Origin of the sequence: Gellertiella hungarica, assembly GCF_014197145.1 — a bacterium.
In the GTDB taxonomy this organism is placed as follows: Bacteria; Pseudomonadota; Alphaproteobacteria; order Rhizobiales; family Rhizobiaceae; genus Gellertiella; species Gellertiella hungarica.
The window spans coordinates 229,888-246,147 of the sequence record NZ_JACIEZ010000004.1; the positions used below are offsets into that span (position 1 = coordinate 229,888).

A 16,260-nucleotide genomic window follows, 5' to 3' on the forward strand; every position below is an offset into this window, starting at 1 on the left:
CGCAGCCGGTCCGATTGATGAATTCTCTTGGAGAAGCGGCCCTAGCCAGCAGGCACGGCAACGGCGGTTGCCGATCAGCATCATGTGATCGACACAAAAGTATGTGGTTGAACGTTTATAAAGAATAAAATTTTATGCGTGCACCTGACGATTCAGCCCCTGAAAATCGGGGTGGCGCCAGAGATTCTGCCTAGCCTTCGAGCTCTTCCCGCAAAAGTTCCAGCTCGAGCCACTCATTTTCCATCTTTGATTGCAGCTCTTGAAGCTTTCCTAACTCCGCGGCCAATTTGTTGAACTGGGCGGGGTCCTTTGCGAACAGGGAGGGATCGGCCATTTTCGCCTCACAGGCGGCGATGGCAGCTTCGTTGCGGGCAATCTCCTTCGGCAGATTCTCGAGGGCGAATTTCTGCTTGTAAGAAAGCTTGCCCTTCCCCTTCGCAGGTTCGGAGGTGGTCTCCTGGGGCGCGGATCTCTCGCGCTCGGCCTTCTCGGCCTTCCGCTTCTCGTCCTGCATGCCCTTGCGCTGCGCCAGCATGTCCGAATAGCCGCCCGCATACTCGACCCAGCGCCCGTCCGGCGCTTCCGGATTGGCAGGGGCAAGCGTCGAGGTCACCGTGCGGTCGAGGAAGTCGCGGTCGTGGCTGACGAGGATGACTGTTCCGGGGAAGCCCGCCACGATTTCCTGGAGGAGGTCGAGCGTCTCGATGTCGAGGTCGTTGGTGGGCTCGTCGAGGATGAGCAGGTTGGTGGGGCGGGCAAGGATGCGGGCCAGCATGAGGCGTGCACGTTCGCCGCCGGAAAGCTCCCGAATGGGCGTCCGGGCTTGTTCGGGCTGAAACAGAAAGTCCTTCATGTAGCCGGTCACATGGCGCTGCTCGCCATTGACGATCAGGTTTTCCCCGCGACCGTCCGTCAGATAGTTCGCCAGCGTATCGTTCAGGTCGAGATCTTCGCGGCGCTGATCGAGCGTTGCGATCTCGAGGTTGGTGCCAAGCTTGATCGTGCCGCTGTCGGGCTCGAGCTGTCCCGTCAGCATCTTCAGAAGCGTGGTCTTCCCGGCGCCGTTCGGCCCGACAAGGCCGATGCGGTCGCCTCGGTGAACCCGCAGGGAGAACGGCAGAACGATCGGCCGGTCGTTATACGACTTCGTGATCTTTTCCGCCTCGATCACGAGCTTGCCGGACTCTTTCGCGTCTCCGAGACTCGCCTGCACCGAGCCCTGCGGCCCCTTGTGCCCCCTGTGACGGGCGCGCATGTCCTGCAGCTCGCCGAGCCGGCGCATGTTGCGTTTCCGGCGGGCGGTGACCCCATAGCGGAGCCAGTGCTCTTCGCGCTCGATGGCTTTGCCAAGCTTGTGCTGCTCCAGCTCCTCCTCGTCCAGAACCTGATCACGCCAGGCCTCGAAATGGCCGAAGCCGCGGTCAAGCCGGCGGGATTGGCCGCGGTCGAGCCACAGCGTGGCGGTCGAAACCTTTTCCAGGAAGCGCCTGTCGTGGGAAATCAGCACGAGTGCGCTGCGCGTCTTCTGCAGCTCGCCTTCCAGCCATTCGATGGTGGGGAGATCCAGATGGTTTGTCGGTTCGTCCAGAAGCAGGATGTCCGGTTCGGGCGCAAGCACCCGCGCGAGCGCCGCCCGGCGCGCTTCGCCGCCAGAAAGATTGACCGGATTCTCTTCGCCGGTCAGGCCGAGATGTTCCAGAAGATAGGCCACCCGATAAGGGTCATCACCCGGCCCCAGTCCCGCCTCCGCATAGGCCTGAACCGTTTCGAAGCCTTCGAAATCGGGCGCCTGATGGAGGTAGCGAATGGTGGCCGAGGGGTGTCGGAAAACCTCTCCCGACTGCGCCTCGACCAGGCCCGCCGCGATTTTCATCAGCGTCGACTTTCCAGAGCCGTTGCGCCCGACCAGGCACAGGCGGTCGCCGGCTTCGAGCTGGAAACCGGCACCATTGAGCAATGGCGTGCCGCCGAAGCTCAGAAAGATGTTGTCAAGTTTGAGGATTGGCGGCGCCATGGGTCAGGCTCCCGTAAGATCATATGGCCGGGCAAGAAGCATGCCCTGCCCGGAACGCAGCGTCAGCCGCACCGGGCCTTCTGCAACATTGGAAATGGTTCGGGAGGACCCGAAGGGAAGGTTGAAGTCTCGAAGGGGATAGCGTGCGCCATCGATCGAAAGCCCCGCCAGCTCGGTCAAACCGACAACCGAGAAAAGGGAGCCGCTCGGCAGATCGAGATCGAGACGACCCGGCAGCAGAGGCCATGCCTCTTCCGCCCCGGACGAAAGATGGGTTTCTATGCCTGCTCCCGCCAATTGTACCGCCTGCATGAAATGCTGTAGCGCATGGTCGGAGCGTTCGCCCCCAAGGGCGCCCAGCAGCCTCAACCCTCTGGCTCCCCGCTCCAGCGCCACGCTGACGGCAATTTCTCCATCGGTTGCGGCTTTCTGCGGCGGGTAGGGTTGCCTCTCGACCTTTCGCCAGTGTTCCAGAAGACCGGATGCCGAGGAATCGAAATCCCCGACCCAGAGCTCGGGGATCACACCCAGCGCTTCGGCATGCCGCATGCCGCCGTCAGCGGCGATCACGCGGGTTCCCTTCACCGCCTGCCTCACGCGGTCGGTCATGGTAAGGCTTCCGCCGAGAAGCAGGGTAAAGGTCGGTTCTTTCATGGCGCTACGAGATAGACAAGTTTGCGCCAAAGGGAAAGGGTGGAACGCCAGGCGCGAAGCGCCATCAGACGCTGCGTGCAGCGAGCCTCTTGCCAGAACAATCTGCCGGGACTACATCTTCGAACGCTCTAACGGGGTGCCTGAATTCCGCACGGAATGACAGGCTGAGAGGCTGAAAATGCCAACCCGCGGAACCTGATCCGGTTAGCACCGGCGGAGGGATTAGACGTTGCCATCATCGGCACCCTTATTCCCCCCAGTCCCATGATCGAGAGGAGAGGCCGATGACGGCTCGAACGAAGACATTGCTTGCCCGCCTGTCAGCTGCAGCGCTGACGGCAGCGTCCCTTGCCCTGCCGGCTTTCGCGGCAGACAAGCAGCTTACCATCTACACCTACGAGAGCTTCACGTCCGAATGGGGACCCGGCCCCAAGGTGAAGGAAGCATTCGAAAAGACCTGCAACTGCACGGTAAACTATGTCGCCGTGGCCGATGGCGTCGCGCTTCTGTCGCGACTGAAGCTCGAAGGCAGCAGCAGCAAGGCCGACATCGTGCTGGGCCTCGACACCAATCTCACGGATGAAGCAAAGGCAACCGGTCTTTTCGAAGCGAGTGGTGTGGATACGGCCGCCCTGAAGGTTCCCGGCGACTTCAGGGACGATACCTTCGTGCCCTATGATTACGGCCACTTTGCCGTGATCTACGATACGCAAACCATCAAGAATCCCCCGCAGAGCCTGAAGGACTTGGTGGAGGGCGATCCCGCCCAGAAGATCGCCATCCAGGACCCGCGCACATCGACTCCCGGCCTCGGCCTCCTGCTGTGGGTCAAATCGGTCTATGGCGACAAGGCGCCCGAAGCATGGGCCAAGCTCAAGAACCGCGTGCTGACAGTGACGCCAGGGTGGTCCGAGGCCTATGGCCTGTTCACCAAGGGCGAGGCACCGATGGTCCTGTCCTACGTGACCTCGCCGGCCTATCACATGGTTGAAGAGAAGACCGACCGATATCAGGCTGCGGCCTTTTCCGAAGGCCATTACATCCAGATCGAAGTCGCGGGCATGCTGAAGAATGCCCATGACAAGGACCTTGCACGGTCGTTCCTGAGCTTCATGGTCAGCCCCGGCTTCCAGGACATCATCCCGACGACGAACTGGATGATGCCGGTCGCGGATACGTCCAGCCCGCTTCCGGATGCGTTCGGCAAGCTTGTAAAGCCGACCAAGACATTCCTGATGAGCCCGGAAGAGGTGGCAAAGAACCGCAAGGCATGGGTGGACGAGTGGCTGGCCGCCATGAGTCTCAACTAAGTGCTCACGGCGCGGGAAAAGCGTCTGTCGATTGCCGGCGGGAGCATTGCTCTCGCCGGGATCGTTCTGTTTGCGGCGATTGCAAGCGTCGCTCTTCTGGAGGCAGGCTGGCCCTCGGAGAACACCGGGATCTTCGACGCTTACATGCGCCGGGTGCTCGCCTTCACGCTCGTTCAGGCCGTTCTTTCCGCAGCCATTTCCGTGGCACTCGCCATACCCTTTGCACGGGCGCTCGCGCGGCAGCCCGCATTTCCCGGTCGTATCTGGCTCGTCCGGCTGCTGGCTTTGCCCCTTGGGCTGCCGGTCATCACGGGTGCCCTCGGCATCCTCACGGTCTGGGGGAGGAATGGCTGGGCAAACGAAATCCTGCGGATGCTCGGCCTGTCGGAGCCAATCAGCATATACGGTCTCTCCGGCATTCTGCTTGCCCACGTCTTTTTCAATTTCCCGCTGGCCGCGCGTCTCATGCTCGCCGGCCTTGAGCGGCTGCCCGGCGAATACTGGCTTCTTGCCAGCAACCTGGGACTCGGGCCGATCAGCATTTTCCGTCATATCGAGTGGCCGGAGATCAGGCGTCAGATACCGGGTATCGCCGGATTGATCCTGATGCTGGCCGCCACCAGCTTCACGCTGGTCCTGCTCCTTGGCGGAGGACCGGCCGCAACCACGCTGGAGGTGGCGATCTATCAGGCGCTTCGCTTCGATTTCGATCCCCAGCGGGCGGTTTCGCTGGCTATCGTGCAGATCCTGCTGACCGCGTTGCTTCTAATGCTTCTCTCGTGGACCAGGGGGAAGGATCCGGAGGGCTTCAGTCTGCACACCACCTCCATGAGGCCGGACGGGAAGACGACGGCAAAGCGGTGTCTGGATGGGGCGCTCCTCCTGTCAGGCACTGTCTTCATCCTTCTTCCTCTATCCGCCATCGTCGTGAGCGGGTTGGAGGCGGATTATCTCAAGCTGCTGTCCGATGGCCTGTTCTGGCGTGCAGCGGCCACGAGCCTTGCCATCGCACTGCCGGCGGGTGCACTCGCAGTCCTCATCGCGGGGATGATCATCTCGGGACGGCTTGCCATCCTGGCCGATCCCAAGGCATCCGCCCCCCTTCTGGCCGGCGCCCGTCTTGCACCGGCGACCGCATCCCTCATCCTGCTTTTCCCGCCGACGGTATTGGGCACGGGCTGGTTCCTGATTGCCGGTCCGGCGAATGTGGACAGCGTTGCGCCGGTACTGATCATGCTCATCAATGGCCTGATGGCGTTCCCTTTCGTCTTGCGCATCCTTGAGCCCGCCATGACAACGCATCGCCACCGCACCGGGCGCCTGGCGGCGAGCCTCGGCATCACCGGGTGGGACAGGTGGAGACTGATCGATTGGCCGGGTCTGCGAAAGCCCTTTGCAATGGCCTTGTCCTTTGCCACCGCCCTTTCGATAGGGGATTTGGGCGTGGTAGCGCTTTTTGGTTCGGACAGTCTCGTTACCCTGCCCTGGCTTCTTTACAGCCGCATGGGAAGCTATCGGACAGCGGATGCCGCCGGCATTGCCCTTATCCTGGCAATCCTCTGCCTGCTGCTTACCGTGGCGGGCGCCAAAGGTGACACGGAAAGGCATCGGCATGTCGGATGACAAACCGCATATACACATGGACAATGTAAGGCTGGATCGCGGAGGCCAGACTTTTCACATCGACGTCCGGATGTCGGGCTCCATCACGGCGGTTGCGGGCGCATCCGGATCCGGCAAGACCACGTTCCTGCATCTGATCGCGGGCTTCGAAACGCCGCGGTCTGGCCGCATTCTGCTCACAGGGAAAGATGTGACAGATCTTCATCCTGCAGACCGACCGGTCTCGCTGGTCTTCCAGGACAACAATCTTTTCGCGCACCTGGACATCGCGCGGAATGTTGGCCTGGGCATCAATCCTTCTCTTCGACTGACTGCGGAGGACGAGAGGAGGATTGACGAGGCGCTGGCCCGTACCGGCCTTGCCGGATATGGCGGACGCCTTCCCGGTACGCTCTCCGGCGGCGAACGGCAGAGGGCCGCCTTCGCCCGCGCTCTTGTGAGAAAAAGACCCTACCTGCTTCTCGACGAGCCGTTTGCCGCGCTTGATCCCGGCCTTCGTCTGGCCATGGGAGACCTTCTCCGCGAATTGCAGGCGGAAACCGGTGTCATGGTGGTCATGGTGACGCATCTGCCGGACGAGGTGGAACGCTTGGCCGAACGGGTTGTTTTCCTTGCACGCGGTACCGTGGTTGCATCCGGCCCGACGGACGAAATCCTCCGCAGGGGCATGTTGCCCGAGATCGATGCTTTCATGGGATGAATGCCAATCCGCCGGGCAGCCTTATTTCGACCGAACACTGCGGGAACTATGGGCGAACTGCATGACAGGAATACGTCCGGTGGAGCTATGCAAAGGGGGCGGAAATCGGTTAGAGCAGGGGATGCGTCTTGCAGGCTAACGGCATGTCAACTCCGGGCCGCGCCGCGAGGAAAATGTTGAAGCTGATGACGATGACGGTAGCCGGCATGGCCAATCTGACCGCACGCGAGATCCGCCCCGGTGTGCTGGCGCGGCGGCTCATTCCGATCATAATGGCCCTGCTTTCCGGGGTGTCGCTTGCTGGTTGCCAGTCTATTCTCAGCCAGACCTACGAGCCGACCGTATCGCCCTCCTCCAACCCGCAGATCGTCGACGAGGTTCAGAAGAACGATCCGAACGCTCAGGTCGGCGCCCGGGAGCATCCCCGGATTGTTGCCAGTTACGGCGGAGAATATCGCGATGCCCGCACGGAGCGGCTGGTCGCCCGCATCGTCGGCGCTCTCACGGCCGTCTCGGAAAATCCCACGCAGTCCTACAAGATCACCATTCTGGACTCACCCGCCATCAATGCCTTTGCCTTGCCAGGTGGCTACCTCTATGTGACCCGCGGCCTGCTTGCTCTGGCAAATGATGCGTCGGAGGTTGCTGCCGTGCTCTCCCACGAAATGGCCCACGTCACGGCCAATCACGGCGTGGAACGCCAGAAGCGGGAGGAAGCGGAGGTCATTGCAAGCCAGGTGGTGGCAGAAGTGCTTTCCAGCGATATCGCCGGAAAACAGGCCTTGGCGCGTGGAAAGATGCGCCTTGCAGCCTTCTCCCGGAATCAGGAACTGCAGGCGGACGTGATTGGCGTGCGCATGCTGGGGGAGGCTGGATATGACCCCTATGCGGCCGCACGTTTCCTGGACTCGATGGCGCGCTATAGCCGTTTCATGTCGGCGACGGCCGATAACGACCAGAGCCTCGATTTCTTGTCCAGCCACCCGAACACGCCGCAACGCATCGAGCTCGCGCGGTCCCATGCCCGCAACTTCGGCATGGAAGGCACGGTGGGTGACAAGGGGCGAGACTACTATCTCAGCGGCATCGAGGGACTGCTCTATGGCGACAGCCCGCAGGAGGGCTATGTCCGTGGCCAGACCTTCCTCCATGGCGGCCTGGGGATCCGCTTCGACGTGCCAGACGGGTTCCAGATCGACAACAAGGTTGAGGCCGTGCTGGCCACGGGTCCCGGCGAGGCAGCCATTCGCTTCGACGGGGTGTCGGACACGAGCAATGGCAGCCTGACCAACTACATCGCCTCCGGCTGGGTAACCGGCCTGAAGCCGGAAACCATCAGGCCGCTGATGCTGAACGGGCTGGAGGGTGCGACCGCCAGAGCCGCAGCTGACCGCTGGGATTTCGATGTCACTGTCATCCGGACAGGCGCACAGATTTTCCGCTTCCTGACTGCCGTACCGAAGGGAAGCGGCTCGCTCGATTCGATAGCAAACGTGTTGCGCTCGAGCTTCCGGAAGATGTCTCCTCAGGAAGCAGCTGCTCTGAAGCCGCTGCGCATCCGGGTGGTCACGGTGCAGCCCGGCGAGACCATGGGAACGCTGGCAAACCGCATGATGGGAACCAACCGCAAGCTTGAACTTTTCCAGCTCATCAATGCGCTGAACCCGACGTCGGTGCTGACGCCGGGCTCGAAGGTAAAGCTGATAGCGGAGTAGGAGAGATCGCGACTCCTACAGGAAAGCGCGCCGCTCCCTGCCGTTCGGCCCCTGCGTCAGTGCCAGCTTGAGCTTTTCGAGCGCCCGGCTTTCGATCTGACGCACACGCTCCTTGGAGATGCCGAGCTTGGCACCCAGTGCCTCGAGGGTTTCGCTTTCGTCGCTCAGGCGGCGGGCGTGAATGATCTCCAGTTCGCGTCCATTCAGATGCTTCAGGGCCGAGCGCAGCCAGGCTGCGCGCCGCTCGCCGTCGATCAGCGATTCGGCCTGTTCGTCCGGAAGAGGATCTTCACTGCGCAGCACATCGGAAAGGCTCTGCCCGTCGCCGGAACCGAGAGGGGTTTCGAACGGAACATCGCCACCCGACAGACGAGCGTCCATGCGCTGCACATCCGCGAGCCCGACGCCGAGGGCGTTGGCAATCTCCTGATGAGCCGCCTCTGCCGTCAACTGGACGTCGCCGCGCGCAAGCTTTGCTCTCAAGCGGCGCAGATTGAAGAAGAGAGCCTTCTGACCGGAGCTGGTTCCGCCTCTGACGATAGACCAGTTGCGCAGGATGTAATCCTGCATCGAGGCCTTGATCCACCAGGAGGCGTAGGTGGAGAAGCGGAAACCCCTCTCGGGGTCGAAACGCGCTGCGGCCTCCAGCAAGCCGGCATAGCCTTCCTGGGTAAGGTCTGCCGCAGGCAGTCCGAAGTTACGGAACTTGCCTGCCATGGAAATCACCAGACGCATATGCGCGACGACGATCTGGTTAAGGGCATTCTGGTCATCGGAACCGCGCCAGCGGCTTCCCAGACGGGCCTCTTCCTCCCTGCTCAGGTAGGGCGCCGACATGGCGTGCCTGATCATGGTACGATCTGCCGCATTACTGGTCATCATCCATCTCCTGGCATTTGAGGCAATCCGGCAGACGGGCTGTCGCCGGGGAACTCTTGGGGTCAGGCCTGTAACGAACGACGCGGAAAAAAGTTTCATAAAAAAACCCGGCTTTCGCCGGGTTTTTTGGGTTTGTGAAAGCAAAAGGCTCAGGCTGCTTCTTCCTGGCTTTCGTCCTCATCGACTGCCTTGCCGCGCTTGGGGCCCTTGGCGAGATGAGTCTCGACAAGACGAACGGCTTCAGTCTCGGACATCTTGTTCACGGCCGCGATCTCACGAGCCATCCGGTCCAGTGCGGCTTCGTAGAGCTGGCGCTCGGAATAAGACTGCTCCGGCTGGTTTTCGGCGCGGTAGAGGTCGCGAACGACTTCCGCAATCGAGATCAGATCGCCCGAATTGATCTTGGCATCATATTCCTGGGCGCGGCGCGACCACATGGTGCGCTTGACCCGGGCCTTGCCCTGGACGACCTTGAGTGCACGATCAACGAAATCAGTTTCGGACAGCTTGCGCATGCCGATGCTCACGGCCTTGGCAACCGGAACCTTGAGGCGCATCTTGTCCTTCTCAAAATCAATAACAAAAAGCTCGAGCTTCATACCCGCCACTTCCTGCTCTTCGATGGCGGTGATCGTACCCACGCCATGAGCGGGATAGACGATCGATTCACCGGTCTTGAAGCCCTGGCGCGTCGAAGATTTTTTCTGCTGGGTCGTCATTCGATTCAAAAACTCCCTGTTACGCTCCCGGTCTGCCCGGGGCCGGGTCAGTCAGGCCCGGATTAGGCGGCGGCACCGCCGGGTGACTCCAGTTTCTGTTCCAGCATCAGCCCACGAATTGAACGTCCCGAAAACAAAAAACCCCTGCCCTCAGGCACACGCCTGCGTCATGGCTTCTTTTCGGATTCTTTCGTTTGCTTTCGTGATGGTTGCGGGCAGCGAATGCCCCGAAGTGGATCAGTATCAGGACCCTATCACAAAAATATGCGGAAATCAATAATTTGCTTTGCCTGTGCCTTGCCAGCCACGAGGCAGACGTCGAGAAAGGACGTTTTGTGATTCGGCGCCAAAACGGCGCTGCCAAGAAGAAAAGGAGCCGCCTGGCAGCTCCTTTTTCCCGTCACGCGTCGCCGCTGCCCGGGTTGGGCGAGAAGAACTTCTCGAATTTGCCCTCGACACCGTCCATCTCCTTTGCCTCCGGCAGAGGGTCCCGCTTCTGGGTGATGTTCGGCCAGATCAGGGCATATTCCGCATTGACCTTGAGCCACTTGTCGAGACCCGATTCCGTATCGGGCTTGATGGCTTCGGCAGGGCATTCCGGCTCGCAGACGCCGCAATCGATGCACTCGTCGGGGTGGATTACCAGAAAGTTCTCACCTTCGTAGAAGCAATCTACGGGGCACACCTCGACGCAATCCGTATATTTGCAACGAACGCAGTTGTCAGTCACGACATAGGTCATGTTGAACTCCAGAGTCGTCCCGCGGAGTGGCGTTATAACGCCTTGTGCCAAGCGGGTCAGGGAAGCGAAGGCGCGCCGCGCTGTCATAGGGGCGCGGCATGTTCGGAACGGTGAGGTATCGGCTTTATCACGCTGTTGCAAGGCTTTCCGTTCCGAAATTCGGCGCTGAAGCGGGAGGAAATTCCAAGCCTTCGGCCTTATGCCCGCGCGTGAGGCATTTTGTCCCGCCCCTTTCGGCAGCAAGCGATCCTGAAGCCGCCCTTGCCTTGTCCGTCCTGCGGGTGGATAGAAAGGGGACAGGAGAAGACGCATGAAGATAGCAATACTGACCGTTTCCGACCGCGCGAGCGAAGGCGTGTATGAGGATATCAGCGGACCCGCCATCGAAAGCTGGCTCGCACGCGCTGTGGTTTCGCCATACCTGGTCATCAAGCGGGTAATCCCTGACGGCGTGGAGAGCGTGTCATCTGCGCTCATCGACCTCTGCGACAATGTCGGAGCGGACCTTATTCTGACAACCGGGGGTACCGGCCCTTCGCCCCGAGACCAGACGCCGGAGGCGATGGCCCTGATCCTTGAAAAGGAGCTTCCCGGTTTTGGCGAGTTGCTGCGGCGCAGGAGTCTCGAACAGGTTCCGACGGCAATCCTGTCCCGCCAGACGGCGGGCACGCGGGGTCGGTCGCTGATCATCAATCTCCCCGGCAGGCCCCGTTCCATCGAAATGAGCCTGGATGCAGTCTTTGCCGCTGTCCCCTATTGTCTCGACCTGATCGGTGCTGGCCGGATCGAGACGGACCCGGCGGTCATCGAGAGCTTTCGTCCGGAAAAATGAGCAGAACTCACTCTGGCTGGTGCCGGCGCCCCTGATCGTCATACAGGCGGCGCGCTTCTTCATAAGGCCCCCTGCGGTCGCCGGGCCCGAGCACGACGACCGTATGCACAGTAAGCTGGATCCCCCGCCATGCAAGCAGTTCCACTTTGTCCCCGCTCTTCAGGACATGACTGGGCTGCAGCCCATCCCGGCCATTGACGCGCACGAGGTTCTCGGCAATCCACTTCTGCGCCAACGCACGGGATTTGGCCAGACGAGCAAAGAACAGCCACTTGTCGAGGCGCTGACGCCCTTCCGACTGTGGCTGCTCGTGTTCGTCCATCGCCTACTTCTTCATCTGTTCCTTGAGGGCAGCCAGTTTTGCGAAGGGCGAGTCCGGATCGACCGGCTTTTCCTTTCGGGGCGGCCTTGCCTCGAAACGCTGCTGCTGGGCAGGGCGTTCGTTGCGGTCCGGACGCGACTTGCGGTCGCCTTCGGGACGCTCATGGCGCTTGCCCTGGTTCTGCTCGGCGCGGCCCTGATCAGCCCTCGCCTGCGGACGATCACGGCCACCGCGATTGCCTTCGCCGCGACGGTTGTCGCCCTGTCGGGAACCCCGCTCTCCGCGCCCTTCGCCTTCACCGCCGCGATTCCCGCCCTGCGGGCGGCGGTTGCCTGCCTGATGGTTTCGCTGGTTGTCCTGCCGCCCGGCCGGACGCCAAAGCAGCACGGGCTTGACCTCGAGGGGCGCTTCCGGTGCGGTGTCGGTTGTGCCCGCTTCGATCGGCTGCTCGGCAGCGGGCGCTGCATCGGCAGTATCGGAAGCAACCGCCTCCCCAGCCTGCGTGGCAGCAGGCTCGGACGTGGCTTCCTCACCCTCGGACGATGCCGGTTCGGCAGCGGCCTGCGCCGGTTCAATCGAAGCAAGGTAGGCGGCCGCCTCTTCGGGCTTTACCGCATCGGCGCGGTACCCGAGACCCTTCAGGATCTCTTCCATATCGTCGGGCGTGGCCCCGAGGATGGAGAGCATGGCGGGCGTGCTGGTAAAGCGGCGGCCGTCATAGGCACCTTCGGGACGGGGTGTCGTGCCCGGCTTCCACTGCAGAAGCGGGCGAATGATATCCGCGAGCCGTTCGAGAATGTCGATACGCACCGCACGCTTGCCCAGGAAGCGGAAACCCGCGAGCTTGTAGAAGGTCCGCTCGAAGCCGGGATCGGTGACCACCGAGGTACGGCCGGCGGCAAGCGCGGGGATAAGCTCACCATAGCCGGGCTTGTCCATGCCGTCGTTCTTCAGCGCCCAAAGCAGCGTGATCAGCTCTGCCGGTGCAGGCTTCAGCAGGGCGGGCATGAAGATATGGTAGGCGCCGAAACGAACGCCGTAGCGGCGCATCGAGGCTCGGGCATCCTGATCCAGCGACTTGACGTCCTCGGTCACGTCGCGGCGGAAAAGCACGCCGAGATTCTCGACCAGCTGGAACGCAAGCCCCTTCGCCAGTCCCTGCAGGTCTTCCGCACGGGAAATATCGTCGAGCGGCTTCAGAACGGTGGAGATGTGATGGTTCACGAAGCGCTCGATTCGCGCGGCGACGTGTTCGCGCGCGGGTCCCGTCAGCTGTTCATCGGCAAGAACGATGACGCGGGGACGCATGACGTGATCGTTGGCGGCAAGCCGCGCAACCGGCTCGCCGAGCCACCGCACATAACCGTCGGCGCCAAGGGCGAGGTCGCCATTGCCGGAAGCGTGAAGGCGGGCAGCCCGCGCCTCGAATTCGAGCGCAAGAGCCTTTTGCGCGGCAGTCTGGACTGCCTTCGCCTCCGGGCCGTCGGACACGGCGATTGGGGAGAACCGGAAACCGGCCAACTGCCCGACATGATGTCCCTCGACGAAGACATCTCCATTCACACTGATTTCAGCTTCCAGCATCGCATTCTCTCTCAGGCGCTTCATGAGCACAGATGTCCTGCGATCAACAAAGCGTTTCGTCAACCTCTCATGTAACGCGTCAGACAACCGATCCTCGATTTCCCGCGTCTTTTCTTGCCAGTGTGTCGGATCGGCAAGCCATCCCGGACGGTTGGACACATAGGTCCACGTCCTTATCTGCGCAATTCGGGCCGATAATGTGTCAATCTCGCCCTCTGTGCGGTCGGCACGGTAAACCTGCTCGGCCATGTAGTCCTCGTTGACAGCACCATGCCGGACAAGATCCGAATAGAGGGTGGCAATGAGTTCGGCATGCTGGGCAGGGGTAATGCGCCGATAATCGGGAAGCGCGCATGCCTCCCAAAGCTTTTCTACCCTTTCGGGTGTGGTCGCAATATCCTGAATCTCCGGGTAGCGTGCAAGCAGTTCCAGCGCCTGTTGATCGACGGCAGGCAATGCGCGCGTCAACCCCTGTACCGGAGGTGCCGCTTCGAGGCTTGCGCGCAGCGCCTTTATCGAAGCGAAATCCAGCTCCTTCGTCCGCCACTGAAGCACGCGCACCGGGTCGAAATGATGGGTTTCGATCCGCTCCACAAGTTCGGGGTCGAAGGGATCGACTCGTCCCGTCACCCCGAAGGTGCCGTCGCGGACATGGCGCCCTGCGCGTCCCGCGATCTGGCCGATTTCGCCGGGGTTCAGATCCCTGAACTGATAACCGTCAAACTTTCTATCCTGGGCAAAGGCAACGTGATCGACGTCGAGATTGAGACCCATCCCGATCGCGTCCGTCGCGACGAGGTACTCCACGTCGCCTTCCTGGTAGAGCCCTACCTGCGCATTGCGCGTGCGGGGGCTGAGCGCACCGAGGACGACGGCAGCGCCGCCGCGCTGACGGCGGATCAGTTCGGCGATGGCGTACACTTCTTCTGCAGAAAAGGCGACGATTGCGCTGCGCTTGGGCAAGCGCGTGATCTTTTTCGAGCCGGCATAGGACAGCTGTGAAAGCCTGGGGCGCTCGACAACCGTGATGCCGGGCAGCAATTGCTCGAGGATGGTGCGCATGGTGCCCGCACCCAGGAGGAGCGTTTCATCGCGCCCGCGCAAATGCAGCAATCGGTCCGTGAAGATGTGGCCGCGCTCGAGGTCGCCCGCAAGCTGCACTTCGTCGATGGCGACGAAAGCGGCGCGCGTTTCGCGCGGCATGGCCTCCACGGTGCAGACCTGGAAACGGGCAGAAGGCGGAACGATCTTCTCCTCGCCCGTCACCAGAGCGACATGGGCAGCACCGACCCGCTCGACCACACGGGTATAGACTTCCCGCGCCAGGAGACGCAGCGGCAGCCCGATCACGCCCGAACCGTGCGCAACCATGCGCTCGATCGCGTAATGGGTCTTGCCCGTATTGGTCGGGCCGAGGACCGCGGTGACGCCGCGACCGCTCAGGATCATCGGTTGCTTGATCAAAATGTCGTTCCACAAAAACCGTCCAGCTTCCACGAAGTCCGCCGGAGACCTCGCACACATGGCGTTCCCGGAGACCAAAGACAAGTGCTTAAATTGACCTTCTGGAAAAGAACCGCCGCCCTGGCGGACAGGATGTCGCAAAGTCCGGAACACGCCATCGGGTTAACGAATGGAACAGCGACGGAACGAATCGCTGACGAATCGCTCACCAGGGCATTTTCCCGATTTGTTCCCCACTACATCTAGATTGTCTGGGCCTCGTCCGTGCCATATCAAGACAGCCTGCGGAAGAGGCAAGCCCAGACATCGCGGGCGCCGTTAACTCTTTCGCGAGAAGCGGCGAGGCGGATTAACCGTTTGTTAAGCTTGCCCTTCCGGCTCTTGCTCCTTCGGGGCGGAGGCTCGTTAACAAACTGTCCAAAAACGGAACGAATCACAGACGAATCACCGACGTCGTGATTTTCTTCTTTTGTTCGCATCAACATGTAGTATCTCAATTGTTCACCATATACGATTTCGGGATCTCTGTTTCCCTCAACTCGCTCTCCGGCGTCGTGCAAAGGTTAATGCCCGTGAAGCGGGGTCATTTGCCTTCGCGGGATAGTCGGCGGTCTCGCTGAACTCAGTGGCGGACTAATGTAGGCCAGTCTTGTGCCAAGACGGGAATTAACCTTCAGAACAGGGCTGGAACGAATCGCAGACGAATCGCTGACGTGGCTCGTTTCCCGATTTGTTCACCGCAGTATATTGTGTAATATCAATTTGTTAACCATAGAAATCGGTGGATAAGCACCTTCGGAAGGCTGCAGGGACAACGCGCCCGTTAACTTTTTTCCTGCTGCGCTTTGCAAAAAAGGCGGCTTTGCAGCCGCCTTTTAAACCTTGCGTTAAGGGATGCCTCACACGAAGAACTGGCCGCCATTGGCGGAGATGGTCGAACCCGTGATGAACCCCGCGTCCTCGGACGCGAGAAAGACCACGCAACGGGCAATTTCCTCCGGCTCGCCAAGCCGGCCCACGGGTATCTGCGGGATGATGCGCTCGTTCAGCACCTTTTCGGGAATGGCCCGCACCATCTCAGTCCCGATATAGCCGGGGCAGATGGCATTGACCGTAATGCCTTTTGCCGCCCCTTCCTGGGCAAGAGCCTTAGTGAAACCGAGGTCGCCGGCCTTGGCTGCGGAGTAGTTGGCCTGCCCCATCTGGCCTTTCTGCCCGTTGATCGAGGAAATGTTGATCACGCGTCCGAAGTTTCGCTCGCGCATGCCGTTCCAGATCGGATGCGTCATGTTGAAAAGGCCGGTCAGGTTGGTCCCGATGACCTCACCCCATTGCTCCGGCGTCATCTTGTGGAACATGGCATCGCGCGTGATGCCCGCGTTGTTGACCAGGATGTCCACCGGACCAAGATCGGCCTCCACCCTGGCAATTCCCTCGGCGCAGGCCTGATAACTGGAAACATCCCACTTGTAGACCGGGATGCCGGTTTCGCCCTCGAAGGCCCTGGCCTTTTCTTCATTGCCGGCAAAATTCGCCGCAACCCTGTAACCCGCATTCTTCAGTGCCACCGATATGGCCGCCCCTATGCCACGCGTCCCACCCGTGACCAATGCTACTCGCGTCATGCCATTCCCCCCTTTATGATTATGTCAGGTTTGCAAGCGCGGCCCGGATGCTGGTCATCCGGGCCAAATTTCCGACA

At 61.2% G+C, this 16,260-nt stretch carries 13 protein-coding genes and 1 riboswitch; of the genes, 5 read left to right on the forward strand and 8 right to left on the reverse strand.

Annotated features, from left to right (window positions below):
* Nucleotides 1–190 precede the first annotated feature (190 nt).
* Together GGR23_RS12440 and GGR23_RS12445 are read right to left on the reverse strand one after the other, a co-directional pair.
* Complete coding sequence (locus tag GGR23_RS12440; protein WP_183366605.1) at nucleotides 191–2,014, reverse strand: ABC-F family ATP-binding cassette domain-containing protein; 1,824 nt, start codon at nucleotides 2,012–2,014, stop codon at nucleotides 191–193.
* Between the two features lie 3 nt (nucleotides 2,015–2,017).
* The gene (locus tag GGR23_RS12445; protein ID WP_183366606.1) at nucleotides 2,018–2,668 is read right to left on the reverse strand and encodes a thiamine diphosphokinase; all 651 of its coding nucleotides are present in this window, start codon (nucleotides 2,666–2,668) and stop codon (nucleotides 2,018–2,020) included.
* Between the two features lie 122 nt (nucleotides 2,669–2,790).
* A riboswitch (TPP riboswitch) is annotated at nucleotides 2,791–2,907 on the forward strand.
* A 45-nt stretch (nucleotides 2,908–2,952) separates the two neighbouring features.
* On the opposite strand from GGR23_RS12445, the gene thiB reads away from it, so the two are divergent.
* From thiB to GGR23_RS12465, 4 genes are all read left to right on the forward strand, one after another.
* Complete coding sequence (gene thiB / locus GGR23_RS12450) at nucleotides 2,953–3,978, forward strand: thiamine ABC transporter substrate binding subunit (RefSeq protein WP_183366607.1); 1,026 nt, start codon at nucleotides 2,953–2,955, stop codon at nucleotides 3,976–3,978.
* Nucleotides 3,979–5,601, forward strand: coding sequence for a thiamine/thiamine pyrophosphate ABC transporter permease (thiP, locus tag GGR23_RS12455; RefSeq protein WP_183366608.1), 1,623 nt, complete (start codon nucleotides 3,979–3,981; stop codon nucleotides 5,599–5,601). It abuts the gene before it with no gap.
* A complete protein-coding gene (locus GGR23_RS12460) occupies nucleotides 5,591–6,301 on the forward strand; it encodes a thiamine ABC transporter ATP-binding protein (protein WP_183366609.1) in 711 nt (236 codons plus the stop codon). Before thiP ends, GGR23_RS12460 begins: the two co-directional genes overlap by 11 nt.
* Before the next feature lie 272 nt (nucleotides 6,302–6,573).
* Complete coding sequence (locus tag GGR23_RS12465) at nucleotides 6,574–8,016, forward strand: M48 family metalloprotease (protein ID WP_183366763.1); 1,443 nt, start codon at nucleotides 6,574–6,576, stop codon at nucleotides 8,014–8,016.
* 15 nt (nucleotides 8,017–8,031) lie between these two features.
* Here the strand turns inward: GGR23_RS12465 and GGR23_RS12470 are convergent, their stop codons facing one another.
* The 3 genes from GGR23_RS12470 to fdxA all read right to left on the reverse strand — a co-directional run bounded on the left by GGR23_RS12470 (nucleotide 8,032) and on the right by fdxA (nucleotide 10,356).
* Nucleotides 8,032–8,895 carry an RNA polymerase factor sigma-32 gene (locus tag GGR23_RS12470; RefSeq protein WP_183366610.1) on the reverse strand — a complete coding sequence of 288 codons (864 nt, stop codon included), beginning with the start codon at nucleotides 8,893–8,895 and terminating at the stop codon, nucleotides 8,032–8,034.
* Between the two features lie 149 nt (nucleotides 8,896–9,044).
* Nucleotides 9,045–9,614 (reverse strand): CarD family transcriptional regulator, encoded by a 570-nt coding sequence (locus GGR23_RS12475; protein ID WP_183366611.1) that lies wholly within the window; start codon nucleotides 9,612–9,614, stop codon nucleotides 9,045–9,047.
* 400 nt (nucleotides 9,615–10,014) lie between these two features.
* Nucleotides 10,015–10,356, reverse strand: coding sequence for a ferredoxin FdxA (gene fdxA / locus GGR23_RS12480; RefSeq protein WP_183366612.1), 342 nt, complete (start codon nucleotides 10,354–10,356; stop codon nucleotides 10,015–10,017).
* 310 nt (nucleotides 10,357–10,666) lie between these two features.
* On the opposite strand from fdxA, the gene mog reads away from it, so the two are divergent.
* A complete protein-coding gene (gene mog / locus GGR23_RS12485; protein ID WP_183366613.1) occupies nucleotides 10,667–11,188 on the forward strand; it encodes a molybdopterin adenylyltransferase in 522 nt (173 codons plus the stop codon).
* Between the two features lie 7 nt (nucleotides 11,189–11,195).
* Here mog and GGR23_RS12490 read toward each other — a convergent pair whose 3' ends face one another.
* The 3 genes from GGR23_RS12490 to phbB all read right to left on the reverse strand — a co-directional run bounded on the left by GGR23_RS12490 (nucleotide 11,196) and on the right by phbB (nucleotide 16,183).
* Entirely contained in the window at nucleotides 11,196–11,510 is a 315-nt protein-coding gene (locus tag GGR23_RS12490; RefSeq protein WP_183366614.1) for an RNA-binding S4 domain-containing protein, read from the reverse strand.
* Nucleotides 11,511–11,513: 3 nt separating this feature from the next.
* Nucleotides 11,514–14,543 carry a helicase-related protein gene (locus GGR23_RS12495; protein ID WP_183366764.1) on the reverse strand — a complete coding sequence of 1,010 codons (3,030 nt, stop codon included), beginning with the start codon at nucleotides 14,541–14,543 and terminating at the stop codon, nucleotides 11,514–11,516.
* Between the two features lie 914 nt (nucleotides 14,544–15,457).
* A complete protein-coding gene (gene phbB, locus GGR23_RS12500; protein WP_183366615.1) occupies nucleotides 15,458–16,183 on the reverse strand; it encodes a beta-ketoacyl-ACP reductase in 726 nt (241 codons plus the stop codon).
* Nucleotides 16,184–16,260 lie beyond the last annotated feature (77 nt).

Bases quoted from the DNA above. Each gene is read 5' to 3' on its own strand.
- GGR23_RS12460 (WP_183366609.1), top strand. From the start codon at position 5,591: ATGTCGGATGACAAACCGCATATACACATGGACAATGTAAGGCTGGAT.
- GGR23_RS12495 (WP_183366764.1), bottom strand. From the start codon at position 14,543: ATGATCCTGAGCGGTCGCGGCGTCACCGCGGTCCTCGGCCCGACCAAT.
- GGR23_RS12490 (WP_183366614.1), bottom strand. From the start codon at position 11,510: ATGGACGAACACGAGCAGCCACAGTCGGAAGGGCGTCAGCGCCTCGAC.
- GGR23_RS12445 (WP_183366606.1), bottom strand. From the start codon at position 2,668: ATGAAAGAACCGACCTTTACCCTGCTTCTCGGCGGAAGCCTTACCATG.
- GGR23_RS12470 (WP_183366610.1), bottom strand. From the start codon at position 8,895: ATGACCAGTAATGCGGCAGATCGTACCATGATCAGGCACGCCATGTCG.
- mog (WP_183366613.1), top strand. From the start codon at position 10,667: ATGAAGATAGCAATACTGACCGTTTCCGACCGCGCGAGCGAAGGCGTG.
- phbB (WP_183366615.1), bottom strand. From the start codon at position 16,183: ATGACGCGAGTAGCATTGGTCACGGGTGGGACGCGTGGCATAGGGGCG.
- GGR23_RS12475 (WP_183366611.1), bottom strand. From the start codon at position 9,614: ATGACGACCCAGCAGAAAAAATCTTCGACGCGCCAGGGCTTCAAGACC.
- GGR23_RS12465 (WP_183366763.1), top strand. From the start codon at position 6,574: ATGGCCCTGCTTTCCGGGGTGTCGCTTGCTGGTTGCCAGTCTATTCTC.
- GGR23_RS12440 (WP_183366605.1), bottom strand. From the start codon at position 2,014: ATGGCGCCGCCAATCCTCAAACTTGACAACATCTTTCTGAGCTTCGGC.
- fdxA (WP_183366612.1), bottom strand. From the start codon at position 10,356: ATGACCTATGTCGTGACTGACAACTGCGTTCGTTGCAAATATACGGAT.
- thiB (WP_183366607.1), top strand. From the start codon at position 2,953: ATGACGGCTCGAACGAAGACATTGCTTGCCCGCCTGTCAGCTGCAGCG.